We start from the raw sequence: 26,123 nt of genomic DNA on the forward strand, positions 1-26,123 counted from the left end.
AGGTGTCTCCAGGCTCAACTTTTGGTTCCGCGTGCCGTTAAAGCCTTTAACCACGCCAATAAAACCAAAAGAGTGAGCCCCCATGCGCCTGAGTCTCAAGGCTAAAGTCCTGTCCCTTGCCGTCCTTCCGGTGCTGCTCTTTGCACTGGTGATCAGCCTGACCACGCTGTTCATCCTTCAGGAACAGGCGCGCAATGAAGTCCAGCAGACCCGCGAACGCTTGCTCGGCGACGCCAAAGCTACGCTGGCCAGCTACGTCGCCGTCGCCATGACCACCATCAAACCGTTGTACGACGCTGCCGCTCCCGGCGACGCCGAGGCGCGGGCGCAAGCGATCAAACTGCTGTCGAGCATCAAGTACGGCAAGGATGGCTACTTCTTCGGCTACGACTCCGAGACCGTGCGCCTGTTCAAGGCCAACGACCCCGAAGGCGTGGGCAAAAGCTTCAAGGACAACCGCGACCCGAACGGCGTCTACGTCAACCGCGACCTGGTGAAAGTCGCGAAGGACGGCTCCCACTACCTGCAATACAGCTCGCCGCTGCCGGGCAACGCGAAAGTGCTGGTGCCGAAACTCGGCTACACCGAATACCTGGCGAAGTGGGACATGGCGGTGGGTACGTCGGTCAACCTCGATGGCATCGAAGCGCAAGTGGCGGTGGTCGAGGCCAAGGTGCAGGAGCGCATGCAGGGCGTGGTGCTGAGCATCGTCGGCGTGGCGGTGGTGGTGCTGCTGGTGATCGCGGCGGCGGGGATGCTGCTGGCCAACACCATTCTGCGACCGCTGACCCTGATGAAAGCCAACCTCGATGATATCGCGGCGGGCGAGGGCGACCTGACCCGGCGCCTGACCATCACCAGCCAGGACGAACTCGGCGAACTGGCCGGCTCGTTCAACCGTTTCGTCGACAAGATCCACGGCCTGGTGCGGCAGATCACCGAAATGACCTCGCAACTGACCGGGCTGGTGACGCAAGTGTCGGATCAGGCCCAGCGCTCCGATCAGGCCATGGAGCGTCAGCGTCACGAGACGGATCAGGTCGCCACGGCGATCAACGAAATGTCTGCGGCCGCACAAGAAGTCGCCAAGAGCGCGCAGAACGCCGCCGTCGCCGCGCAGCAGACCGACGAAGAAGGCCAGACCGCCAAGCGCGTGGTGGCCGGCAGCATCAAGCAGATTCATGCGCTGGTGGACGATATCCGCAGCAGCGGCGTGTCCCTCGATAGCTTGCAACAGGACGTGTCGTCGATTGTCGGCGTGCTCGGGGTGATCCGCTCGATCGCCGAACAGACCAACCTGCTGGCGCTCAACGCTGCGATTGAAGCGGCGCGGGCCGGCGAGGCCGGGCGCGGGTTTGCGGTGGTGGCGGACGAGGTGCGGGCGCTGGCTTCGCGCACGCAGATCAGTACGCAGGAAATTCAGGGAATGATCGACCGCTTGCAGGCGGGGACGCAGTCGGCGGTCGAGGCCATGCGCCGTTCCAGCGAGGCGGGTGACGGCACGTCGGCCCAGGCCAATCAGGCGGGGGCATCGCTGGATGCGATGGCGGATCTGATTGCGACCATCAATTCGATGAACGCGCAGATTGCCAGTGCCGCCGAGGAGCAGACGGCGGTGGCCGAAGAGATCAACCGCAGCGTGCATCAGATTGCGGTGGCGGTGGATAACGTGGCGGATGAGACCCAGTTGGGGGCGCAGACTTCGCGTAGTCTGGCCGAACTTGGCCAGCGACTGGGCAAACTGGTGGGCCAGTTCCGTATTTAAAGGTTGCTGCAAAAACGTTGTGGGAGCGGGCTTGCCCGCGAATGCGCTGTGTCAGATACAGAATGGCTGACTGACACGACGCCTTCGCGAGCAAGCCCGCTCCCACATTGGGTTTTGTGTAAGGCTCATGCTCTGTCCCAGTAGGGCACTTCGCCGAAGCATTCCATGAAGAAATCAATCACCGTCCGCACCTTCACCGACAACCGCCGGCTCCCCGGCCACAGCACCGAAATCTGCTGCGGCTCGACACTGTTCGACACCTGATAATCCTCCAGCACCTGCACCAGCGTGCCCGCACGCACCGCCTCGCCGATCAGCCATGACGGAAACATCACCAGCCCCAAGCCTTGCACCGCGGCCTGGGTCAACGTGTCCGCGTGGTTGCCGGTGATCGGGCCCTTGACTGAATACGGCGTCCACTCGCCCTGATCCTGCCGGAAGAACCAGCGCTGCAGGCCGGTCGCGCCCTTGTAGGCCAGGCACTGGTGGCGGGCGAGGTCAGCGGGCTGCTGTGGCGTACCGAAACGCTCGAGATACGCCGGGCTGGCCGCGACCTGAAAGCGATGCGGTGCCAGGATCCGCGCCTGCATGCTCGAGTCGTGCAACGGGCCGATGCGAAACAGCAGGTCGGCGCCTTCCTGCAACGGATCGATGTAGTGGTCGGTCTGCTGGATATCCAGTTGCAGCTTCGGATAACGCTCGCACAAACGACCCAGCCATGGCGCCAGATGGCGCTGACCAAACACCACCGGGGCGTTGATCCGCACCAGGCCGGTCGGTTCGCTGTGCTGTTCCTGCAAGGCCTGTTCGGCTTCTTCCAGTTGCACCAGCACCAGCCGCGCGTGGTGGCCGAGCATGCGCCCGGCTTCGGTTGGCGTCACCGCACGGGTGTGGCGGTAGAGCAATTGCTGGTTCAGTGCCTGCTCCATCAACTGGATCTGTCGGGAAATCGAGGAGGGCGCCACGCCCTCGCGGCGGGCGACTTCGGAAAAACTGCCGTGGTCGAGCACCGCTACAAATAGCCTTAGCGCCTTGAATCCCAGTTCGTTGAGCCCATGCATCGTCTGTCCTGCTGTGCGAATTGCGCAAAAGTGTTGTCCGGATGCTCCCATTTATCGCACAGCTGCGCCAGCCGATAATCCGCGCCATCGTTTCCTTCAGAGGTTTTTCAGATGCAGTCGTTAGATGAAGTAAGTGCCGCGCCGGCCCCGGTCGCCCGGCCCGGTTTGCGGTTGTTGCTGTTGCCGCTGGTGATCCTGGCCGGCATGGGGTTGTCGGTGGAGGCGGGGTTGCTCGGGCCGTTGGGTGAGCAGGTCGGGCATTTGTGGGCGACCTTGAGCATTTTCGGGGTTGGGTCGGCGATTCTGTTTTTGCTGTTGTTGTTTGCGGGGCCGCAGAAGGGGCCGGCGCTGACGGATCTGCCGCGCTGGCAGTTGATCGGCGGGTTTCTGGGGCCGATGTATGTGGTGGTGCTGACGCTGGCCACGCCGCATATCGGGATTGCGATGACGATGATTGCGATTCTGTCGGGGCAGGTCGGCAAGAGTGTGTTGATTGACCATTTCGGGTGGTTTGGGGCTACGCGCAAGAAGGTCAATGCCGAACGTTGGCTGGCCTTGGTGTTGATTGTGGCGGCACTGATTTTGATTGCGCGGGGGTGATGCGATGAGTCTGGTTATTTTGTTGGCGGTCGTAGTGTTGGCCGGTGCGGTGTTGAGTGTGCAGGCGGCGATCAATGGGCGTCTTGGTGAAACCGTTGGTGTGTTGCGCAGCAGTTTGTTGACGTTTGTCGTCGGCGCTGTTTCTACGGGGTTGTTGATTTTGTTTTTTGAGCCTGCTCAGGCGGTGAGTTTGCTGGAGGTGCCGAAGTGGCAGCTTAGTGGGGCGCTGTTCGGGGTGGTTTACATGATGGTCATGGTTGGCGCAGTGCCGCGCGTTGGTGCGGCTGTGGCGACGGTGGCGGTGATTGTCGGGCAGCTTGGGATGGGGATGTTGATTGATAATTTTGGCTGGTTGGGGAATCCCGCTATTGAGTTGTCTTCGAGTCGGGTTTTGGCGATGGTTTGTCTCGGGTTGGCACTGGTTTTCATGTATCGCAGTAGCGTGCGGCAGGCTGTTTGAACTTGGCGGCCGTTGGGCCGACCAGGTTCCAGGGTTATTGAGTGCATATCCGTTTCTTCGGGTGCGGCCGCTGGCGGTTTCGCTCTTACAGCGAGTCACTTTGGCAAACGCCGGAATGCCGGCCCAGCCCAAAGTAACCAAAGGTCTGGGCCCCGGCGTACGGCCCGCTCGCTGGGGCTCGGGGTTCCTTCGTTCCGGGATTCATCCGGGGGCATCGCCTACGGTTTGCTTCGCTGCACCTCCTCTCGATGCATGCGGCTTCGCCGCACGGTCGCTGCGCTCCCACCCCCGGATAAATCCCTCCACTCAGCCTTCCGAAGGGGCCGGCACGGCAAAAGCGTTTCTCGAGCTAACGCTCATCGTGACCAGCACCTTCTACACTGGTAGCACGGCTTGTTCTTTCGGCCTCAGACAACCACCACCAGAGGAGTCTGTTTCATGGCAGATAGAAAATGCGATTGTCCGGGATGTCGTTGCACGATCAAGGAGGGTGAGCATTCTTATGTGGCGCACGGTAAGCATTATTGCTGTGAGGCTTGTGCGCATCATCACAAGAGTGGTGAGGAATGTTCGGGCAAGGGGTGTCAGTGTGCGCATCCCAAGTAATCTCGGGTATTGAAAAGGTGGAGCCTAATCAGGCTCCACTTCCAGTTTCAGGCTGTCGTCGTCCAGGCGTTCGGTGTGGCGGACGTTGCCGTGCAGGCGGCGGCCTTCGACGTTGACGACGATGGTCTTGGCCTGTTCAAGGTCTTCCGGCAAGGGCGCCGGGACGCGCAGGGCGAAGCGGTAGGGGTCGTTTTCGACGGGTTCCAGGCCAACCGCGCAGTCGACGCTTTTGGTGATGCGACCGAACAGGGTGTCCAGGCCGTAGTCCAGGTGTGCCGGGCTGTTGATGGTTGTCATGTGAGTTCCCCCGAAAGTGTCCCCGCCTGCGCGCAAGCTTAGCTGGCCGGTCGCCATGTGACGTTTTCCACGCCGAATTTTTCTGCCATCGGCTTGCTGGTCTTTTGCACTTTCTCCCGGCCAAAACGGGGGATGCGGCCGACCCCTGCGTCGCAGCTTGCCCAGTGCCACGCCTCGGTGTTGTCCATTTTGTCCGAGCGGATAATGAACGACTTTGGCGTGCCGTGAAGGGTGTAATCGATGACGTACAGTTTTGCGTTGTTCATAAAGCCCATCTTCCTCCCTGTGGTAATAGAAGGATCGCTGGGCTGCGGGAAAATTCACTCGGATTGTCCGACGGTATCTATCAATGGCAAGGGACGAGGCGCACTGGTTACCATGGCGCTCTCACCAACCCCGATGAATGTTCGCCATGGCCCTCGCTGCGCCCCCTGATCTGAGTGATACCGATGTGCCGGTGCAACCGCTGGCGCGTACGTATCCGCGTGGGTTGTTTATCGAGCCGCACGAACATGTCTGGGGGCAGTTGCTGTACGCGATGAGCGGGGTGATGTGGGTCGAGACGCCCCACGAGGCGCTGGTGGTGCCGCCGCAGCGGGCGGTGTGGTTGCCGCCGGGGGTGCCGCATGGGATTCGGGTGGTGTCGGATTTGCAGATGCGCAATATCTACTTGCGCCCGGCGCTGGCGGCGACGCTGGATGAGACGGTGCAGGTGATCGAGGTCGGTGGTTTGCTGCGTGAGTTGATCGTCGGGCTGGTGGCGCAGGGCGACAACGGTGATGCCGAGTATTACGAGGCGCTGGTCGGACTGGCGCTGCTGGAGCTGAAACGCGCAAGGCGTTCACAGCTGAAGATCCCGTTGCCGGACGATGCCGACCGGCGGCTGATGAGCCTGTGTCAGGCGGTGATGGCCGCGCCGTCGCTGGATATTCCTTTCGAGCAGCATGCCGAAAACGCCGGGGCCAGCGTGCGTACGCTTGCACGGTTGTTCAAGGAAGGGCTGGGCATGGGCTTTGCCGAATGGCGGCGTCAGGTGCAATTGGCGACGGCGGTGGCGGAGTTGATCCAGGGTGTGCCGGTCAGCGCGATTGCCCGCGAGCTGGGTTATTCGCCGAGCAGTTTCAGCGACATGTTCCGCCGGGAACTGGGTGTCGCCCCTTCGCAATTCAGCACGACTTCCTCCTGACACCATAAAACCCATGTGGGAGCGGGCTTGCCCGCGAAGGCGTCGTGCCAGTCGATACATTTACGGCAGATGTACCGCTATCGCCGGCAAATCGAATCGTTGCACCGCAGCTCTCACAAGGGAAGCGGTGCCTTCCGGTGATTTGGCTGAAATTCAGAAGTCCTTGGCCGATGCCGGTCGCCGCCTTTCCCTAGACTTTGCCCATTCCCTTTGTGTGGCGGAGTGATCCCATGAATTACCTGATTTCACTGGCCGTCGGTCTGGGTGTCGGCCTGCTGTATGGCGCGCTGGATGTCCGTTCTCCGGCGCCGCCGGCCATCGCGCTGGTGGGTCTGCTGGGCATGCTGGCGGGCGAGCAGTTGTGGCCGATGGGTCGGCAACTGGTCAGTGGCTGGCTGTCCTGAATTCTGTCTTTTCCCTTCGGTGGAGATTTCCATGAAAGCATTGCAATTCGATAAAACCGGCGACCTGTCGTCCCTGCGCTTGGTCGAGGTGCCGACGCCGGTGCCGGGCGCTGACGAGGTGCTGGTGCAGATCAAGGCTGCTGGTCTCAATCCCAGCGACGTGAAGAACGTGCTCGGGCGTTTCCCGTACACCACGCTGCCGCGTATTCCCGGTCGGGACTTTGCCGGTGTCGTGGTCGAAGGTCCGCAGGCGTTGATCGGTCAGGAGGTCTGGGGCACCGGGCGTGAGCTGGGCTTCTTCGCCGACGGCTCCCATGCGCAGTTCGTCAAACTGCCGGCCAATGGCGTGGCGCACAAGCCTTCGCATTTGAGTTTCACCCAGGCCGCCAGCCTCGGCGTGCCTTACACCACGGCGTGGGATGCGTTGGAGCGCAGCCTGGTCAGTGCCGAAACCCGTTTGCTGGTGATCGGCGGCGGGGCGGTGGCGACGGCGGCGCTGGCGCTGGCCAAAGTGCGCGGTGCGCAGTTGCTGGCGGCGGCGCGGCGGCCGGAGCAGGTCAAGGATTTGCAGGCGCAGGGTTATCAGACGATTCAGCTGGATAAACCCGAGGATCTGGGTGCGCAGGTCAACGCGGTGTATCGCGGCGGCGCCGACGTGATCTTCGACACCACCGGTTTCTGGCTGCCGGCTTCGGTGGCGGCATTGGCGACCTTCGGCCGGATCGCGATCATCGCCGCGCCAGTCGATGGGCATGTGCAACTGCCGGCGCTGGCGCTGTATCGCAAGGGCGGTTCGGTGGTCGGCATCAACTCGTTGCTGTATGGCGTTGAAGCCTGCGCGGCGATGCTGGAACAGTTCGGCCGGTTCTTCGACGAAGACCTGCTGCCACTGCCGCAAGGGCTGGTGGAAGCGCCGCTGGCCGAAGGACTGGCGCGGTATGCCGATGTGAATCAGGGCAGTGGCGACAAGGTCATCCTGATTCCTTGAGTCTGCAGAAATAGTGACAAACCCTGTGGGAGCTAGCCTGCTAGCGAAAGTGCTTGTTCAGTCGAAGAAAATATTGACTGTGCTGACGCCATCGCTAGCAGGCTAGCTTCCACATTTTTTTTTCGGCGGGTTTGCAATCGCATCAGAACTGATACCCAACCCCCGCGTAATACCCCCAGCCATTGGAACGCGCACGGAAACTACCGTCGCCGAAGTTCAGCTCGCTGCCGTCCTCCCAGTTGCCGCCGTTGTGGAAATAACGGCCGACCAGGGTGAAGCGCAAGTGGGTGAACGAGTAAAGCAACACGTTGGTCGCCACCGTGGCATTGGCGGTGCGCGCCGGATTGTCCTTGTGCAGGTCCGAGCCAAAATCGAAGTTGGTGAAGCCGATGTAGGTCAGCGAGGCGCCGTTGCTGAATGTGTCGATCGGCACGATGTACTTGAGCTGCGCGCGGTAGCCGTCCCACGAATATTCGTTGCTGGCGCCGTAGTTTTCCCACTGGTAGCGCCCGTACAGGTTGGCCGACAGATTGACCCTTGAATGGGTGTCGATGTCGGTGCCCAAGCCGCTGTACAGCGTGTTGGCGCGGTTCTCTTTGCGGCTGCCGTGATCGTAGATCCAGTCGAACGCCACGTACCATTCCTTGAACGGCCCGATGGCCAGGCTGCGGCCAGCGAGGTAGTCGATGGAGATGCGCGGTTCGTGCTCCATGAACACCGGCGAGCCATGGTCCCACACGCCTTTGTCGTGGCTGTTGCCGATGTTGAAGATCTTCGGGATGTCGATGTAGCCGTACAGCTCGAACGGGCCCTTGCGTCCGAAGTATTCATATTCCAGGTAGATGTCGTCGGCCGGTTGCGGGCCGAAGCTGATGTCCTTGCTGCCGATCAGCATCAGGTCCTGGTTGTACCAGTCCGACAGGTACGCGCCTTTTTTTGGCGGGCTGGCTTCGGAGCTGAGGGCTTCACCCTGGGCGGATTCATCCGGCAGGGCAGGTTGCGCCAGCGCGGTGTGGCTGAGAACTCCGGTAACGCCGGCCAGTAGCAGGGAAACAGCAAAAGTGCGCGCACCGCGAAGGCGGTGGCAGGAAGAAGCGTGCATTCAAAGTCCTTTTTGCGGATCAAGACCCGGATCATGGGGCCTGTACGGTTTTGTAACGAAAAGGCGGTCAACAGCGACTCGCAAACGTTTGCATAAGCCGTACCAGTTTCTCAAGTGGCTGAAAAATCGATTGATTGGTGGGATTACCTGGCGACTCGGTCAACTCCCCTCAAAAGCGTCTCAAATCATCCTCAAGCCCTTGCTCAGAACAGCCGGAAGTATCGACGCAGGGCCTTATCGCACAAAAGTATTAACACTATTTAACCGGTGTCCCATCGCAGGGCATCAACTAGCGTGTGTCTGGAATAGGACGGTTTATCTGATGACCGTCATACGCTTGATACGCGTGTTGGATCTTGCAGCTGTTACACGCCTTCAAGGACGAAATCGGCCACGAAAGGAGTAGCCCGTGGAAGCAAGGTTTGGTGTCGCCCTCGTTTCGCGTTTTTCCCCACTTTCCCTCGCCGTGCATCTGAGTGTCGCCGGCTTTCTGTTCGGCGGGATGAGCACTCCAGCGTTGGCCACGTGTTCCACGGCCGGTTCGACGGTCACCTGTACCGGTGTGCCGAGCCTGCCGCTGTTTCTGAACAATTTCAGCAGTGCTACCAACGGTCTGACGGTCAACGTCAACTCCGGCGCGCAGATGAACGCCACCCTCGGCGGCAAGGTGCTCAGCCTGACCGGGGTCAACATCAACCTGAACAACTCCGGCACCCTCGACCCGGCATTGCTGGGTCTGGTTTCGGTCCTCAGTGGCGGTGCATTCATCGGCACCGGCGCGACCAGTACGGTCAGCGTGGTCAACAATGCCAGCGGAATCATGCGCGGCACCGGGATGTTGCTCGGCCTCAATCTGACCAGCATCGACGGCCTGGCCATCGGCGTTAACAACGCGGCGGGGGGCACCACCAGTATCACCAACGACGGCACCATTACGTCCACCGGGCTCTCGGTCGGCGGCATCACCCTGGCCGATACCCCGGTGGTCGGGGTGTATGGCGGTTCGCAAGTCAACATGACCAACAGTGCCAGCGGCACGATCAACGGCCGGATCGCGTTCGAGACGTCGGCAGCAGGCAACATCTTCACCAACGCCGGTAACATCACCGGCGGTGTGTCGATGGGCGCGGGCAGCACCAACACCTTCTACGCGATCACCGGTTCCAGCGTTAACGTCGGTGACGGTGTGCAAGTGTCCGTCGGCCTCGGTGGCCTGGTCGGCATCAACCTGACCTTCGCCCCGACCGGCACCATCGATGGCGGCGCGGGGGGCACCAACACGCTGATCCTGCAAAACCCGATCGGCGTCGGTGGTGGCGTCACCGGGACCGGCACCGCGTCCAGCGCGACCTACGTCAACTTCAACAACCTGACCCTCAACAGCGGCACCTGGACCTTGCAGGGGCCGTTGGTCAGCGGGGCGACCACACTCAATGGCGGTGTCGCGCAGTTCAACGACAACGCCGCGTTCGGCAGCGGTGTGCTGACGTCCAACGGCGGGATTCTTCAGGCCAGCAATGCCGGTTTGTCGCTGGCCAACCAGATCAGTCTGGGCGCCGGTGGCCTGACCCTGCAGGGCATCAACGGCACGACCCTCAACGGCGTGATTTCCGGTACTGGCGGTCTGACCAAGATCGGCAGCGGTCAGCTCAACCTCAACGGCATCAACACTTACACCGGCAACACTGTGCTCAACGGCGGCACAGTGCTAGTGGGTAATAACTCGGCATTCAGCACCGGCGGCATCACCGTTGGCGGCGCTTCGAGCATCTCGGCAACGACGCCGATTTCGCTGGCCAACGCGATCACGCTCAACAGCACCCTGACCGCAACCGGCACCGGAGCGCTGACCCTGGGCGGGGTGATCAGCGGTGCCAGCAACCTGACCAAGACCGGCAGCGGCAGCCTGACCCTCAACGGCATCAACACCTACACCGGGAACACCAGCCTCAGCGCCGGCACCTTGCGCGTCGGCAACAACAACGCCCTGGGCACCGGGGTGCTCAACACCAGCAACGGCACCAGCCTCGACAGCACCGGCAACGTGACCCTGGCCAATAACGTCGGCATCACCGGTGCGTTAAACGTGCTTGGCAGCAATGCCCTGACCCTGGCCGGCATCGTCTCCGGCACCGGCGCGATCACCAAAAGCGGCAGCGCCAGCCTGACCCTGACCGGCAACAACACCAACAGCGGCACCACCGCGCTCAATGGCGGCAGCTTGCTCGTCGGCAGCAACACCGCCCTCGGCACGGGTGCGTTGAACGCGGCGGCCGGCACTACGCTGGATGCGACCACCGCCGTGACCCTGGCCAACGCGGTGGCGCTGGCGGCGGATCTGACCATCGGCGGTACTCAGGCGCTGGGCTTGAGCGGGGTCATCAGCGGCGCCGGCAACCTGATCAAGAACGGCACCGCGAACCTGACCCTCAGCGGCAACAACACCTTCTCCGGCGGCACGGCACTGAATGCCGGGACGCTGATCGTCGGCTCCAACACCGCGCTGGGCACCGGCGCGCTGACCACGGCGGCGGGCACCACCCTCGATGCCAGCACCGCCGTGGCGCTGAGCAACGCGGTCGCACTCGGAGGTAACCTGAACATTGGTGGCAGCGCCAACCTGACCCTCGGCGGCGTGGTCAGCGGCAGCGGCGGGCTGACCAAGAACGGCGCGGCGAACCTGATTCTCAACGGCACCAATACGTTCCTCGGTGCTGTTGCGTTGAACGCGGGCACCATCACAGCGGGTGCCAACGCTGCGCTGGGCAGTGGCAATATCACCGTCGGCGGCGCGGCGACCCTCGACAGCAATACCGCGGTGACGCTGAACAACAACGTGATTCTCAACAACAATCTGGGGATCGGCGGCAGCAATGCACTGACCCTTGGCGGGGTGATCAGCGGCGCCAGCCAGTTGATCAAGAACGGCACGGCCAACCTGACCCTCAACGGCGCCAACACCTTCACCGGCGGCACCGCGCTCAACGCCGGCAGCCTGACCGTCGGCAACGGCGCGGCGCTCGGCACCGGCACGCTGACCGTGGGCGGGGCGGGCGGCACGCTCAACAGCAGCGCCAACGTGACGCTGACCAACGCCATTGCGCTGAACGCCAACCTCACCACCGGCGGCGCCAACCCGCTGACCCTCGGCGGTGTGATCAGCGGCGGCAGCAACCTGATCAAGACCGGTGCTTCGAGCCTGACCCTGACCGGCAACAACACCTACACCGGCGCTACTTCGCTGAACGCCGGGACGTTGGTCGTCGGCTCCAACACCGCCCTCGGCACCGGCATCCTCAACGCCGCCAACGGCACCACACTGGATGCCAGCACGGCGGCGAGCCTGGCCAATAACGTGAACCTCGGCGGCAACGTGACCATCGGTGGCAGCAATGCGCTGACGCTCGCGGGCGTGGTCTCAGGTGTCGGCGGCCTGATCAAAAGTGGCCCGGCCGATCTGATCCTCAACGGCGCCAACACCTACTTCGGCAACACCGCGCTGAATGTCGGCAAACTGATCGTCGGCAGCAACACCGCGCTGGGCAGCGGTGCACTGAACGCAGCGGCCGGCACCACGCTGGATACCAATACCGCCGTCACTCTGGGCAACCAGGTCAACCTCGCCGGGGCGCTCAATGTGGGCGGCAGCGCGGATCTGACCCTCACCGGAACCGTCGCCGGCGCCGGTAGCCTGGTGAAAGACGGTGCCGCCAATCTGAACCTCAACGGCACCAACACCTACGCCGGTGGCACCACCCTGAACGCCGGCACTCTGACCGTCGGCAACAGCTCGGCGCTCGGCACCGGCGCCTTGACGGTGGGCGGTGCGGCCACCCTCGACAGCAGTTCGCCGCTGGTCAGCCTGGCCAACGCGGTCGTGCTGAATGCGGCGCTGAGCGTCGGCGGCACGCAGAACCTGACCCTCGGCGGCGTGCTCAGCGGCACCGGCCAACTGGTGAAAGACGGGGCGGCCAACCTGACCGTCAACGGCACCAACACCTTCAGCGGCGGCACCACCCTCAACGCCGGCACCCTGACCGTCGGCGCGCCCGGCGCATTGGGCAGCGGCACGCTCACCGTCGGTGGCGCCGCGACGCTGGACAACAGCAGCGCTTTCACCCTCGGCAACAACATCACCCTCGATGCCGGGTTGACGGTGGCCGGCAACAACGGCCTGACCCTCAGCGGCGTGATCGACGGCGCCGGCAGCCTGACCAAAACCGGTCTGGACGACCTGGCCCTCAGCGGCACCAACACCTTCACCGGCGCGCTGAACATTGCCGCCGGCAGCGTCACCACCCTGAGCAGCGGGGCGCTGGGCAACACCTCCGGCGCCAACATCAGCGCTGGCGCCAGCCTCAACCTCGGCAGCAGCGCCAGCCTCGACGGCCTGAGCGGCAGCGGCAGCGTGCAGATCGGTGGCGGCAATACCCTCACCGTGGGCGGGGTGAGCAGCACCAGCACCTTCGACGGTGATCTCAGCGGCAACGGCGGTCTGACCAAGGTCGGCACCGGTACCCTGAACCTGACCGGGATCAACGGCATCGTCGGCAACACCGCCGTCAACGGCGGCACCCTGAACCTCAGCGGTTCGCTGGCCAGTGCCCAGGTCAACGTCAATACCGGCGGCACCCTCACCGGTAACGGTTCGGCACTCGGCGCGATGACCATCAACAGCGGCGGTCACCTGGCCCTGTCGTCGGGTAATACACTGTCGGCCGGCTCGTTGACGCTCGCGGCCGGCAGCAATGTCGATGCGGCGCTGGGGACGCCATCGACCACGTCGCTGATGAACGTCGGCGGCAACCTCACTCTCGACGGTAATCTCAACGTCACCGATGCCGGTGGTTTCGGCGTCGGTGTGTATCGTCTGTTCAACTACACCGGTGCCCTGACCAATCTGGGCCTGGACGTTGCCAGCGTGCCGGTCGGTTATGGGCTGGGCGATCTGGTGGTGCAGACCGGGGTCGCCAATCAGATCAACATTCAGGTCTCGGCGCCGAATTCGGACATTCGTTACTGGGATGGCAGCCAGACCATCGCCAACGGCACTGTCGATGGCGGCAGCGGTACCTGGAACGGCGCCGGCACCAACTGGACCGACGCCAATGGTCTGGTCAATCAGACCTGGGCCGGCGACTTCGCGGTATTTCAGGGCACGGCCGGTACGGTATCGGTCAACGGCACGCAACTGTTCACCGGCATGCAGTTCCTCACCGATGGCTACAACGTGGTCAACGGTACCTCGGGACTGCTGACCGCCGTCAACGGCGCCGGCGGCACCACGGCGATGCGCGTTGATCCGGGCGTGACCGCCACAGTCGGCGTGAACATCAACGGCAGCGGCATTCTCAATAAGCTCGACAGCGGCACCCTGGTGCTCAATGGCGCCAACAGCTACACCGGCGGCACGCAACTCGATGGCGGCAAAATCGTGGTCGGCAGCAACACCGCGCTGGGCAGCGGTGCGTTGATCGCCAATGCCGGCACGCAACTGGACAGCAACACCGCCGTGACCCTGGCCAACGCGGCCACGCTCAACGGTAACCTGACGATCGTTGGCAGCAATGCGCTGGCCCTCAACGGTGTGATCAACGGCACCGGCGGGCTGATCAAGAACGGCTCGGCCAACCTGACCCTTGGCGGCAACAACGCCTTCCTCGGCCCGGTGGCATTGAACGCGGGCGGACTGGTTCTGGCATCGAACAGCGCGCTGGGTTCGGCCACTCTGAACGCGGCGAACGGCACTACCCTGGATGCCAGCAGTGCTGTCACGGCGGGTAACGCGATCAACCTGGCGGGCAACCTCGGCATCGTCGGCAGCAACGATCTGACACTCAGCGGTGCGATCAACGGCGCCGGCAGCCTGACCAAGAATGGCGCGGCCAACCTGATCCTGAGCGGGGCCAACAACTTCCTCGGCGGCGTCACCCTCAACGCCGGCACCCTGACCGCCGGCAGCAACGGCGCCCTCGGTCTGGGCAACCTGACGGTGGCCGGTGCTTCGGCGCTGGACAGCAACACTTCGGTGTCGCTGGGCAACAACGTGGTGCTCAACGCCAACCTGACCAACACCGGCAACAGCGACGTGGCCCTCAGCGGCGTGGTCAGCGGCACTGGCGGTTTGATCAAGAACGGCGCCTCCAACCTGACCCTCAACGGCATCAACACCTACAGCGGCGGCACCACCCTGAACGCCGGCACTGTGACCCTCGGCACCGCGGCGAGCCTGGGTTCCGGCGCGGTGACCGTGGCGGGCGCGTCGACCCTCGACACCACGGCGCCGGTGGTGCTGGCCAACAACCTCAACGTCAATGCCAACCTCAGCGTGGCCGGCAACAACAACCTGACGCTTGGCGGCGTGATCGCCGGGGCGGGCACCCTGACCAAGAACGGTCTGGCCGACCTGACGCTGTCCGGCAACAACACCTTCAGCGGCACCTTCGACGTGCAGTCCGGCAGCCTGACCACCCTGGGCAACTCGGCACTGGGCAGCAACGCCGGAGTCAATCTCGGCAATGCCGCGACGCTGAACCTCGGCGGTTCGGGCAGCCTCGCCAGCCTGACCGGCAGCGGCACCGCACTGATCGGCGGCGGTAACACGCTGAGCATCGGCGGCAACAACGCCAGCAGCATTTTCGGCGGTGTGCTCACCGGCACCGGCGAACTGAGCAAACTCGGCACCGGCACGCTGACCCTGACCGGCCTCAACAGCCTGACCGGCAACACCACGGTCAACGCCGGCACCTTGAACGTCAGCGGCTCGCTGGACAGCGCCAGTGTGCTGGTCAACAGCGGCGCCACCCTGACCGGCGGCGGCTCGCTCGGCGGAGCCGTGACCGTGGCGGATGGCGGTCATCTGGCCGGCGCCACCGGCAGCACGCTTTCGGTGAATTCGCTGGTGTTCAACGCCAATTCCAACTTCGATGTCGGCCTCGGCACACCGGTCTCCGGTGGCGGCAACCCGCTGGTCAACGTCGGCGGCAACCTGACCCTGGACGGCACCCTCAACGTCAGCGACATCGGTGGATTCGGCAGCGGCGTGTACCGCTTGATCAACTACACCGGCGGCCTGACCGACAACGGCATGCTGATCGGCACTGTGCCGGGCAGCGTCACCCCGGGCGACCTGACCCTGCAAACCGCACTGGCCAACCAGATCAACCTGCTGGTTACCGCACCGGGCGTTACCGTGCAGTTCTGGGACGGCAACCAACTGGTCGCCAATGGTTCGGTGGATGGCGGCAGCGGCACCTGGGGTACCGGCACCACCAACTGGACCGACGTCAACGGCACCACCAATCAGGCCTGGACCAACAACTTCGCGGTGTTCCAGGGCACGGCGGGCACCGTCACCGTCAACGGTGCGCAAACCATCACGGGCATGCAATTCGTCACCGATGGCTACAGCCTGCAGAACGGCACGGCCGGGTCGCTGAATCTGGTCAACGGATCGCTGGGCAATGCCACCGTGCGGGTCGATCCGAACGTCACCGCCACCGTGGGCGTGGCGCTCAATGGCGCCGGCACACTGGGCAAATACGACACCGGCACCCTGGTGCTCAACGCAGCCAATGGCTACACCGGCGGCACTGCACTCAATGGCGGCAAGATTGTGGTCGGCAACAACGCGGCCCTCGGCACCGGTGTGTTGACCGCCGCCAACGGCACGGCGCTGGACAGCAACACGGCGGTCAGCCTGGCCAACGATGTGGTGCTCAATGGCGGACTCACCGTCGCCGGCTCCAACGCGTTGACCCTCGACGGTGTGGTCAGCGGCAGCGGCAGTCTGATCAAGACCGGCGCGTCGAGCCTGACCCTCAACGGCAGCAACACTTACAGCGGTGGCACTCAACTGTCTGGTGGTTCGCTGATCCTGGGCAACAACAGCGCCCTCAGCAGCGGCGCCCTCAGCGTGCTGGGCAACGGCACCCTCGACAGCACCAGCGCACTGCAACTGGCCAACGCCATCAACCTGGGGGCGCAACTGACCCTGGCCGGCAACCAGAACACCACGCTGATCGGGGCGATCACCGGCAGTGGCAGCCTGGTGAAAAACGGCAGTGGCGACCTCGTCCTCAGCGGTGCCAACACCTACAGTGGCGGCACCACGCTGAACGGCGGCAGCACTCGTGGTGACACCAGCAGCCTGCAAGGCGCTATCGCCAACAACGCGACGCTGACCTTCGAGCAGAACAGCGACGGCAGCTACACCGGCAACCTGACCGGCGCCGGCACACTCAACAAAACCGGCACCGGCGCCTTGCTGCTGACCGGCAACAACACCTTCACCGGCAACACCGCCGTGCAGGGCGGTTCGCTGAACGTCAACGGTGTGCTCAACAGTGCCAGCGTCAACGTGGCCAGCGGGGCGAAGGTCGGCGGCAGCGGCGTGTTCGCCGGCGCCGTGCAACTGGCCAACGGTGCGACGCTGACCGGCGGCGGCACTGCAACGCCGTTGTCGGTGGGTTCGCTGGCATTGTCTTCAGGCACCAACCTGGACTTCAGCCTCGGCTCGGCCGCCAGCTCTACAACGGTGGTCAACGTTGCCGGCAACCTGACCCTCGACGGCACGCTGAACATCAGCAACGCCGGCGGCTTCGGCACCGGGGTCTATCAACTGTTCAGCTACGGCGGCAGCCTGACCAACAATGGTCTGGTCTACGGCAGCCTGCCGGTGTCGGCGGCCAACCTGACCCTGCAGACCGCGCTGGCCAATCAGGTCAACCTGCTGGTGCAGAACACTCCGGGTGAAGTGCAGTTCTGGAACGGCGGCACCACCAACCCGGACGGCAGCATCGGTGGCGGCAGCGGCGTGTGGGGGCCGGGCACCAACTGGACCGATCCGAGCGGTACTCAGGCGCTGGCGTCGAACGGTCAGTTCGCCGTGTTCGGCGGGCAGAGCGGGACGGTCACCGTGCAAGGCAATCAGAACTTCACCGGGTTGCAGTTCCTCTCCAGCGGCTACAGCCTGGTTCCAGGCGCTGGCGGTACGCTGACCCCGGTCAACGGCCCGGGCGGCAGCCTTGCGCCGGTACGGGTGAATGCCGGTGGCAGTGCGGAAATCTCCGTACCGCTGGTGGGCAGTGGCGGCATCGAGAAGCTGGATTCCGGCACCCTGATCCTCAGCGGCGCCAACACCTACAGCGGCGGGACGACGGTCAGCGGCGGTACGCTGATCGGTAATAGCACCAGCCTGCAGGGCAACATCCTCAACAACGCATTGCTGGTGTTCCAGCAGAACGTCAATGGTCAGTTCAACGGTGTGCTCAGTGGTACCGGCGCATTGGCCAAGCGGGGGGCCGGAACCCTGCTGTTGACCGGTAATCAGCCGTTCAGTGGCACGGTGGCTGTCGATCAAGGCGTGTTGCAGGTCGGCAGCCGCTCGGCTCGGGCTTCGCTCGGCGGGCAGGTCACCGTGGCCAACGGCGCCGGGTTGAGCGGTAACGGCAGCGTCGGTTCGTTGGTCAACCATGGCGTGGTGCAATCCGGTGCCGAGGCTGGCACCTTGAGTGTCGCCGGCAACCTGAGCAACGCCGCCGACGGTGTGCTGGCCCTGACCGTCAGCTCGCCGACCGCCACACCGCTGGCGGTCGGTGGTACCGCGACCCTGGGCGGCGGTCTGCAGGTCAACAGCCTGGCACCGTTCACCGGCAATACCGTGTACTCGCTGATCACCGCCGGTGGCGGAGTGACCGGCACCTTCAGCGCCGCCGACCTGCCGCAATATGCGTTCCTCGACACGGCGCTGGTGTATGACCCGAACGCGGTGAACCTGGTGGTCAGCCGCAACGGCAACTCGTTCGTCGACGTCGCCGCCACCCGCAACCAGCGCAACACCGCTTCGGCGTTGATGCGTAACGGCGCGGCGGGCAGCGCGTTGCAGGCCGAAATCATCAACCTCAGCGTGGCGGGCGCACGTAACGCCTTCGACAGCCTGTCGGGGGAAATCCATGCCAGCACCGCCAGCGCGATCCTCGAGGATTCGCGCTACGTGCGGGACGCGGTCAACGACCGTATGCGCCAGCCATCGTGCAGTGCGCCGGACGATCCACGCCGCGCCCTGGCCCCGAGCGACAACCAGCTGAGCAGCAACGGTTGCCACGGCGAAATGGTCGGCTGGGCCCGCGCACTCGGCGCCTGGGGCGAGTCGGATGGCAACAGCAACAGTGCGAAGCTGGATCGCAACCTGAGCGGCTTCATGCTCGGCACCGACAAGCAGCTCGACGACCAATGGCGCGTCGGCATGGCCGCCGGCTACACCCGCAGCGATCTGGATGCCCATGATCGTCGCTCGGATGCCACGGTCGAGAGCTACCACCTGGCGGCGTACCTCAACTCGCAATTCGATGCCCTGGCGGTGCGCCTTGGTGCGGCGTACAGCTGGCACGACATCGAGACCAAACGCGACGTCAGCGTCGGCGCCTACAACGATCGGTTGAAAGCCAATTACGACGCCCGCAGCGCCCAGGTGTTCGGTGAAGTCGGCTATGCCATCGAAGCGGCCGGGATTGCCCTGGAACCGTTCGCCGGTCTGGCCTACGTCAACTACGACAGCGACAAGGCCAAGGAGAAAGGCGGGGTGGGGCGCCTGCGCGCCGAGTCCGATCAGGACATCACCTTCTCGACCCTGGGCGTGCGCGCTGGCAAGGTCATCACCCTGGCCAACGGCGGGCAATTCACTCCGCGCGCGGCCCTCGGCTGGCGGCATGCCTTCGGTGATACCAAGCCTGACGCCGACCTGACCTTCATCGACGGCGGCGCCTCGTTCAACACCCAGGGCGTGCCGATTGCCAAGGACAGTGCGGTGGTCGAAGCGGGCGTGGACTTCCAGATCAGCCCGACCGGTAAACTCGGCATCGGCTATTCGGGGCAGCTGTCGAACGAGAGCAACGACCATGCGATGACCATCAGCTTCAGCCTCGGATTCTGATTCAGGAGCGAAGCACTTCAGCCGCCCGCAAGGGCGGCTTTTTTTTGCCCGCCGACCCCTCTGCTAAAATCCCTCCCACCGCCTCCCGGAGACTGCCCCATGACCGAGCCCATCCGTCTGACCCAATACAGCCACGGCGCCGGTTGTGGCTGCAAGATTTCGCCCAAGGTGCTGGAGGTGATTCTGGCCGGCAGCGGGGCGCAGAACCTCGATCCGAAACTGTGGGTCGGCAACGCGTCGCGCGATGATGCGGCGGTGTATGAAATCGATGCCGAGCGCGGGGTGGTCTCGACTACGGATTTCTTCATGCCGATCGTCGACGACCCGTTCGGCTTCGGCCGCATCGCCGCCACCAATGCCATCAGCGACATCTACGCCATGGGCGGCGATCCGTTGATGGCGATTGCGATCCTCGGCTGGCCGGTCAACGTGCTGGCGCCGGAAGTCGCGCGGGAGGTGATTCGCGGTGGCCGTGCGGTGTGCGATGCGGCGGGGATTCCGCTGGCCGGCGGGCATTCGATCGATGCGCCGGAGCCGATCTTCGGTCTGGCTGTCACCGGGCTGGTGGAAAAGCGCTTCATGAAACGCAACGACACCGCCACCGCCGGTTGCCTGCTGTACCTGACCAAACCGTTGGGCATCGGCATCCTCACCACCGCCGAGAAGAAGGGCAAGCTGCGCCCCGACGACATCGGCGTGGCACGGGACTGGATGTGTACGCTGAACAAGCCCGGCAGCCGTTTCGGCAAACTGGCCGGGGTCACCGCCATGACTGACGTCACCGGGTTCGGGCTGCTCGGGCATCTGGTGGAAATGGCCGACGGCAGTCACCTGACGGCACGGGTTTTTTATGACCGGGTGCCGCGGCTTTCGAGCATTGAGTACTACCTCGAACAGGGCTGCGTGCCCGGCGGCACTCTACGTAATTTCGACAGTTATTCGAGCCGCGTCGGGCGGGTGCAGGAATTGCACAAGCGCGTGCTGTGCGACCCGCAGACCAGCGGCGGGTTGCTGGTGGCCGTGACCCCCGAAGGCAATGCCGAATTTCTCGCCGTCGCTGCCGAACTCGGCCTTGCGCTTGAGCCGATCGGTGAATTGATCGCGCGACAGAGCCACGCGGTCGAGGTGAATTGATGGCCGCCGACTTCACCGACTACCGCGACATCTTCCTCAACGACCGCCCGCTGATGGACGCCCGCGCGCCGGTCGAATTTCACAAGGGCGCGTTTCCCGGGGCGGTCAATCTGCCGCTGATGAACGACATCGAGCGGCAGCGGGTCGGCACTTGCTACAAACATCACGGTCAGCAGGCCGCCATCGAACTGGGCCATCAACTGGTCTCCGGCGCGGTGAAGGCCGGGCGTCTCCAGGCCTGGGCGGAGTTTGCCCGGACGCATCCCGAGGGTTATCTGTATTGCTTTCGTGGCGGCCTGCGTTCGCAAATCGTCCAGCAGTGGCTGAAGTCGGAAGCCGGCATCGACTACCCGCGTATCGGCGGTGGCTACAAGGCGCTGCGGGGTTTTCTGATCGACACCCTCGAATCAACCTTGGCCGACTGTGATTTCGTACTGCTGGGCGGCATGACCGGCACCGGCAAGACCGAAGTGCTGGTGCAACTGCGCAACAGTGTGGATCTGGAAGGCCATGCCAATCACCGGGGCTCGAGTTTCGGCAAACGCGCCACCGGTCAGCCGTCGAACATCGATTTCGAGAACCGGCTGGCCATCGACTTCCTGAAAAAGCGTGCCGCCGGCATCGATCAATTTGTGCTGGAGGATGAGAGCCGGGTTGTGGGGAGCTGCGCGCTGCCCTTGCCGCTGTATCAGGGCATGCAGCAATACTCGATGGTCTGGCTGGAAGATCGTTTCGAGCAGCGCGTCGAGCGAATCCTGCGCGATTACGTGGTGGATTTGTCTGCCGAGTTTCAGGCTGTGCATGGCGACGAGGGTTTCGCGCGGTTTTCCGAGCGCTTGCTGGAAAGCCTCGACAACGTGCACAAGCGCTTGGGCGGCGAGCGGCATCGACGGATGCGGGGGTTGATGGAAGAGGCGCTGGCGGAGCAGGGCCGCAGCGGGGCGGTGGAGTTGCACCGCGCGTGGATCGAAGGTTTGCTGCGTGAGTATTACGACCCGATGTATGTGTTTCAGCGCGAGAAGAAGGGCGGGCGGATCGAGTTTGCGGGGGAGCGGCAGGCCGTTATCGAGTACCTGCGTGAGCGGGTCAAACCCAAGGCCTGACGGGACCCGAGCGGGCCCCGGACAAACTCAGGTCGGACAGCTTTCCTGGCCGTTATCCAGTCCCTGTTTGTAGCTGTGGCTCTGCAGGCTGGCCTTGCCGTTGTGCCAGGTCAGGGTCAGCACATACAGCGAGTCGTAATCGCTGGATTCCCAATCCTCTGTGATCTTCTGCTTCCCGCCGACCGCCTTGTCCGCCACCTTGTTGATCAGCTCCGGCAGGTAGCCATGGGACCACGCGGTGTAGATGGTCGAGTTGTGGTACTTGTCGTCGATCAGCTCCCGGGCCAGGTCACTGGTGTCGTTGGCCGAGAACTCGATGTTCACCGGCAGGCCGAGTTTGATCGCGGCGGGGCTGATGGTCATCAGCGGGCGGATGTAGCTGTAGGAGTTGTCCAGTTCGCCTTCCTCGACGTTGCGCGTCGGATTGGCGGCGAACACGTAGTCGGCCTTGCCGAATTTTTCCGGCAGCAGGGTCGACAGGTCGATGGCCCGGTTCAGGCCCTGGCAGTTGAGCTGGCCGAGACCACCGGCCGGTTTCTCCGCATGGCGCAGGAACACCAGGGTCTGGGTGCCGTCCACCGGTTGCGCACGGCTTTCGCTGGATTCCAGCGACAGGAACAGCGCGCTGACTGCCAGCAGGGTGGGCAGGGCCACATACGCGCGATGCTTGAAGCGGTTGGCGACTTTCATCAAGTTCGTCATGGGATAAGGAGTCTTCAGTCTGTTCGGTTAAGGCTGACAAACCTCTGCACCGGTGCCTGTGCGCCGGCTGTTTTCCCTGTCATCACTGGCTTGCTTGGAGCCCCCTGAGGCCCGTTTGGTTCGATCCGCTTGAGTGCGCCGCACTTTACCGTTGAGGCTGTGCGGTTGGAGGGAAGGTTAACCACAGGATGTTGCGGATTTAAGTAAGCCGGCGGGCGAGGGTGTAAAGAACCCGAGCCAGAGCGCTGATCGTGGATTATGCTCAGGCCTTTCATTTTGTGACTGGATGCTACACATGACTGATCTGTCCGCGTTCCCGATCACCCAGAAATGGCCGGCGCAGTACCCTGACTGGATTCAGCTCTATTCCCTGCCGACCCCCAACGGCGTCAAGGTCTCGATCATGCTTGAAGAGATCGGCCTGCCCTACGAGCCGCACCGCGTGGGCTTCGACACCAATGACCAGATGTCTGCGGAGTTCCTGTCGCTGAACCCGAACAACAAGATTCCGGCGATCATCGACCCCCACGGTCCAGAGGACAAACCGCTGCCGTTGTTCGAGTCCGGCGCGATCCTGATCTACCTCGCCGACAAAAGCGGCCAGTTGCTGGCCCAGGAAGGCGCGCTGCGCTACGAAACTCTCCAGTGGCTGATGTTCCAGATGGGCGGGATCGGGCCGATGTTCGGCCAGCTCGGTTTCTTCAACAAATTCGCCGGCAAGGACTACGAAGACAAGCGTCCCCGTGACCGCTACGTCGAAGAAAGCCGCCGCCTGCTCAGCGTCCTGAACACCCGCCTGGAAGGGCGCGACTGGATCATGGGCGAGCGCTACACCATCGCCGACATCGCCACGTTTCCGTGGGTGCGCAACCTGATCGGCTTCTACGAGGCGGGCGATCTGGTCGGCATCGACAACTTCCCGAACGTCACCCGGGTGCTGGAGCGCTTCCTCGCGCGGCCGGCGGTTGTGCGCGGGCTGACCATTCCTTCCTGACCCGGCGGGAACCGGGTGCGCAGATTGTTGCGTGCCCGGTAACGCACTGTTGATTGATCCAGGTTTGTACCCCGATCCCCGCAAGGCATAAGCTTCGCCCCCTACGACTTTCGTCTCATCCGCTGTTTTCAGGAAAGGCCCCATGTCCAGTCAGTTCCCCGAAGCACGTCCACGCCGTCTGCGCCGCAATGCGAGCCTGCGCAGCCTGTTCCAGGAAACCGAGTTTTCCCTCAACGATCTGGTGCTGCCGATCTTCGTCGAAGAAGAGATCGACGATTTTGTGCCGATCAAGAGCATGCCCGGCGTGATGCGCATTCCCGAGCGCAAACTGGCCGGCGAAATCGAGCGTTACGCTCGGGCCGGAATCAAGTCGGTGATGACCTTCGGCGTGTCCCATCACCTGGACGCCAACGGCAGCGACACCTGGCGCGAAAACGGCCTGGTGTCGCGCATGTCGCGGATCGCCAAGGACGCCGTGCCGGAAATGATCGTGATGTCCGACACCTGCTTCTGCGAGTACACCGACCACGGCCACTGCGGCGTGATGCACAACCATGAAGTCGACAACGACCAGACCCTGATCAACCTCGGCAAACAAGCGGTGGCGGCAGCCCGTGCCGGTGCCGACGTGATCGCGCCGTCGGCAGCGATGGACGGCCAGGTGCGGGCGATTCGCCGGGCGCTGGACGATGCCGGCTTCACGCAGATTCCGATCATGGCCTACTCGACCAAATTCGCCTCGGCGCTCTACGGCCCGTTCCGCGAGGCCGGTGGGAGCGCGCTGAAGGGCGATCGCAAAAGCTATCAGATGAACCCGATGAACCGCCGCGAAGCCCTGCGCGAATCGTTGCTCGACGAGCAGGAAGGCGCCGATGCGCTGATGGTCAAACCGGCCGGCGCGTACCTGGACATCATCCGCGACATCCGCGAAGCCTCGACCCTGCCGCTGGCGGCGTATCAGGTCAGCGGCGAGTACGCGATGATCAAGTTCGGCGCCCAGGCCGGGGCCATCGACGAAGATCGCGTGGTGCGCGAAAGCCTCGGCGCGATCAAGCGCGCGGGTGCGGATCTGATCTTCACCTACTTTGCGATGGACCTGGCACTGGCCGGGATCTGACCTTTCAGGGGCAATTGAAAAACGGCCGGATCCCGTGGTCACGGAAATACCGCTCTATCACCTTCGGATCCGCGCTGTTGTCGGCAATCGCCACGTAGGTATCGGGGCGTAGCAGGTAAAAGCCGTTGCGCCCCAGGCCCGCCGTTTCAAACGCCGGACGCCAGTCGAACACGTGCAGCGGCAAGTGATGTTCATTGCACCAGGCGATCATCTCGTCGCTGGTGTCGCCGTACACATGCACCTGCCAGCACGGCTGGCGCAACGGCTCGTAATTGTCCCCCTCGCCATCATGGGCCCACGGCAAGCGGTCGCCGCCGTGGACGTGCCCGGCCACGCCTTCGCTCAACGCCATGCCCCGATAGTTGACGGTGATTTGCGAGACGGTGCGAAACAGGAATTCGCGGCTGCTCTCGAATGAGGCCATTTTCGGAATCAGGAACGGCGCCAGCCGTGTGCGCAACAGGTCGGCCATGCGGCCTTCGGCGGTGACGAAGCTGAAGACCTTGTCGGTGGTCGACACCAGTCGCCGGGCGAAGGCGATGCGTTCGGTTTCGTAGCTGTCGAGCAGCCCGGGCGTGGCTGCGCCGCCGAGCACTGCCGCGAGTTTCCACGCCAGGTTGATCGCATCGCCGATGCCGGTGTTCATGCCCTGACCGCCGGCCGGGCTGTGCACGTGCGCCGCATCGCCGAGCAGAAACGCCCGGCCCTTGCGAAAGTGATCAGCCACCCGGTGATGCACGCGGTAGGTGGAGAACCAGTTGACGTCCTCGACGTGCACGTTCAAATGTTCGATGGCGCGATTGCTGACGTCGGAAAACTCGAGGGTTTCGGCGCGATCCGCACGCTCGTCGCGCACCGTGCCAATCAACCGCGCGCGGCCTTCGCCGGCCAGCGGGAACACCGCCAGAAAATCCGCTTCATCCAGATCCAGATGCAACTCGCCATTGAGCGCCGGACCGCTGGCCCGCACATCGGCGACATAGAAAATCTGCTGATAGGTGCCGCCGGGAAAACCGGTGTCGAGGGTCTTGCGCACGATTGAACGAGCGCCGTCGCACCCGGCCAGATAGCAGGCCTGGCAGATTTCCTGCTCGCCATCCGGCAGGCGCAAGTGCGCGGTGAGGCCGTCACCGTTTTCCGTGAAGCTCTCCAGCGTCGTGTTGCGCTCGACGGTCACGTCGTAGTCTTCGAGTCGGTCGATCAACAGCCGCTCGTGTTCGTCCTGCGGGTACATTTCCAGAAAGGCATAGGGCGTCAGGCCTTCGCCGATCCGGTTCAGCGGCAGCTGCGCCACCGGTTTGCCCTTGACCCAGAAATTCGCCGCGGCCACCCGATGACCGTTGCGCACCACCGTATCGGCCAGATCCAGTTGCCGGTACAGCTCAAGGGTGCGCGCCTGCACCGCCAGCGCCCGCGAGGTGGTGCCGGGGGCGGAGGTCCTGTCGATGATGCGTACGCGCACGCCCAGTTTGCTCAGCCACAGGGCCAGCACCAGCCCGGTGGGGCCCGCGCCGATGATCAGAACATCACTGCGGTTCATGGTCTGTCCTCCTCGCGTGTCCTGATCCGAGACTTGCCACTGCAGCAGCAAGTATGGATCAGACGGCGAGGGCGGCCAGTCGGCCTGCCAAACGGGACGATGGAACAGCGCCGCCGGCCCGCAGTCCTATC

17 protein-coding genes and 2 pseudogenes are annotated in these 26,123 nt (G+C 63.7%); 13 read left to right on the plus strand and 6 right to left on the minus strand.

What is annotated here, in order from left to right:
- Positions 1-82: 82 nt before the first annotated feature.
- Both CAG25_RS29145 and CAG25_RS29150 read left to right on the plus strand, forming a co-directional pair.
- Positions 83-859, plus strand: a pseudogene (locus CAG25_RS29145) (cache domain-containing protein); the annotation flags it as partial.
- Positions 860-1,171: 312 nt separating this feature from the next.
- Positions 1,172-1,765 (plus strand): annotated as a pseudogene (locus CAG25_RS29150) (methyl-accepting chemotaxis protein); the annotation flags it as partial.
- A gap of 125 nt (positions 1,766-1,890) precedes the next feature.
- On the opposite strand, the gene CAG25_RS20920 reads toward CAG25_RS29150, so the two are convergent.
- Positions 1,891-2,826 carry a LysR family transcriptional regulator gene (locus CAG25_RS20920; protein ID WP_085612754.1) on the minus strand — a complete coding sequence of 312 codons (936 nt, stop codon included), beginning with the start codon at positions 2,824-2,826 and terminating at the stop codon, positions 1,891-1,893.
- A gap of 111 nt (positions 2,827-2,937) precedes the next feature.
- Here CAG25_RS20920 and CAG25_RS20925 point away from each other — a divergent pair, with 111 nt between their 5' ends.
- The 3 genes from CAG25_RS20925 (at position 2,938) to CAG25_RS20935 (ending at position 4,492) form a co-directional block, all read left to right on the plus strand.
- Positions 2,938-3,426, plus strand: coding sequence for a DMT family transporter (locus CAG25_RS20925; RefSeq protein ID WP_064597969.1), 489 nt, complete (start codon positions 2,938-2,940; stop codon positions 3,424-3,426).
- A 4-nt stretch (positions 3,427-3,430) separates the two neighbouring features.
- Positions 3,431-3,886: a DMT family transporter gene (locus CAG25_RS20930; RefSeq protein WP_039770319.1), complete on the plus strand. Its 456-nt coding sequence runs from the start codon at positions 3,431-3,433 to the stop codon at positions 3,884-3,886.
- A 438-nt stretch (positions 3,887-4,324) separates the two neighbouring features.
- Positions 4,325-4,492 carry a metallothionein gene (locus tag CAG25_RS20935; protein WP_074689145.1) on the plus strand — a complete coding sequence of 56 codons (168 nt, stop codon included), beginning with the start codon at positions 4,325-4,327 and terminating at the stop codon, positions 4,490-4,492.
- Positions 4,493-4,516: 24 nt separating this feature from the next.
- Here the strand turns inward: CAG25_RS20935 and CAG25_RS20940 are convergent, their stop codons facing one another.
- Complete coding sequence (locus CAG25_RS20940) at positions 4,517-4,789, minus strand: hypothetical protein (RefSeq protein ID WP_085612753.1); 273 nt, start codon at positions 4,787-4,789, stop codon at positions 4,517-4,519.
- A gap of 38 nt (positions 4,790-4,827) precedes the next feature.
- Entirely contained in the window at positions 4,828-5,055 is a 228-nt protein-coding gene (locus CAG25_RS20945) for a DUF6555 family protein (protein ID WP_064597962.1), read from the minus strand.
- A 137-nt stretch (positions 5,056-5,192) separates the two neighbouring features.
- Between CAG25_RS20945 and CAG25_RS20950 the strand changes: the two genes are divergently transcribed.
- The 3 genes from CAG25_RS20950 to CAG25_RS20960 all read left to right on the plus strand — a co-directional run bounded on the left by CAG25_RS20950 (position 5,193) and on the right by CAG25_RS20960 (position 7,367).
- Positions 5,193-5,975, plus strand: a complete 783-nt coding sequence (locus CAG25_RS20950; RefSeq protein WP_085612752.1) for a helix-turn-helix domain-containing protein — start codon at positions 5,193-5,195, stop codon at positions 5,973-5,975.
- Positions 5,976-6,205: 230 nt separating this feature from the next.
- A complete protein-coding gene (locus CAG25_RS20955; protein WP_074689141.1) occupies positions 6,206-6,379 on the plus strand; it encodes a DUF1427 family protein in 174 nt (57 codons plus the stop codon).
- 31 nt (positions 6,380-6,410) lie between these two features.
- Complete coding sequence (locus CAG25_RS20960) at positions 6,411-7,367, plus strand: zinc-binding alcohol dehydrogenase family protein (protein WP_085612751.1); 957 nt, start codon at positions 6,411-6,413, stop codon at positions 7,365-7,367.
- Between the two features lie 142 nt (positions 7,368-7,509).
- Here the strand turns inward: CAG25_RS20960 and CAG25_RS20965 are convergent, their stop codons facing one another.
- Positions 7,510-8,469, minus strand: coding sequence for a nucleoside-specific channel-forming protein Tsx (locus CAG25_RS20965; protein ID WP_085612750.1), 960 nt, complete (start codon positions 8,467-8,469; stop codon positions 7,510-7,512).
- A gap of 409 nt (positions 8,470-8,878) precedes the next feature.
- Between CAG25_RS20965 and CAG25_RS20970 the strand changes: the two genes are divergently transcribed.
- The 3 genes from CAG25_RS20970 to mnmH all read left to right on the plus strand — a co-directional run bounded on the left by CAG25_RS20970 (position 8,879) and on the right by mnmH (position 21,639).
- The gene (locus tag CAG25_RS20970; protein ID WP_085612749.1) at positions 8,879-19,402 is read left to right on the plus strand and encodes an autotransporter-associated beta strand repeat-containing protein; all 10,524 of its coding nucleotides are present in this window, start codon (positions 8,879-8,881) and stop codon (positions 19,400-19,402) included.
- Positions 19,403-19,501: 99 nt separating this feature from the next.
- Positions 19,502-20,536: a selenide, water dikinase SelD gene (gene selD / locus CAG25_RS20975; protein ID WP_085612748.1), complete on the plus strand. Its 1,035-nt coding sequence runs from the start codon at positions 19,502-19,504 to the stop codon at positions 20,534-20,536.
- Entirely contained in the window at positions 20,536-21,639 is a 1,104-nt protein-coding gene (gene mnmH / locus CAG25_RS20980; protein ID WP_085612747.1) for a tRNA 2-selenouridine(34) synthase MnmH, read from the plus strand. Before selD ends, mnmH begins: the two co-directional genes overlap by 1 nt.
- Before the next feature lie 27 nt (positions 21,640-21,666).
- Here the strand turns inward: mnmH and CAG25_RS20985 are convergent, their stop codons facing one another.
- Positions 21,667-22,341, minus strand: coding sequence for a hypothetical protein (locus CAG25_RS20985; protein WP_039770232.1), 675 nt, complete (start codon positions 22,339-22,341; stop codon positions 21,667-21,669).
- A 295-nt stretch (positions 22,342-22,636) separates the two neighbouring features.
- Here CAG25_RS20985 and CAG25_RS20990 point away from each other — a divergent pair, with 295 nt between their 5' ends.
- Both CAG25_RS20990 and hemB read left to right on the plus strand, forming a co-directional pair.
- Positions 22,637-23,335 (plus strand): glutathione S-transferase family protein, encoded by a 699-nt coding sequence (locus CAG25_RS20990; RefSeq protein ID WP_064597941.1) that lies wholly within the window; start codon positions 22,637-22,639, stop codon positions 23,333-23,335.
- A 142-nt stretch (positions 23,336-23,477) separates the two neighbouring features.
- Positions 23,478-24,452, plus strand: coding sequence for a porphobilinogen synthase (gene hemB, locus CAG25_RS20995; protein ID WP_007958982.1), 975 nt, complete (start codon positions 23,478-23,480; stop codon positions 24,450-24,452).
- A 4-nt stretch (positions 24,453-24,456) separates the two neighbouring features.
- On the opposite strand, the gene CAG25_RS21000 is transcribed toward hemB, so the two are convergent.
- Entirely contained in the window at positions 24,457-25,992 is a 1,536-nt protein-coding gene (locus CAG25_RS21000) for an FAD-dependent oxidoreductase (protein ID WP_085612746.1), read from the minus strand.
- Between the last annotated feature and the right edge of the window lie 131 nt (positions 25,993-26,123).

The sequence above is a fragment of the Pseudomonas sp. B16(2017) genome (assembly GCF_002113205.1).
GTDB lineage: Bacteria > Pseudomonadota > Gammaproteobacteria > Pseudomonadales > Pseudomonadaceae > Aquipseudomonas > Aquipseudomonas pharyngis.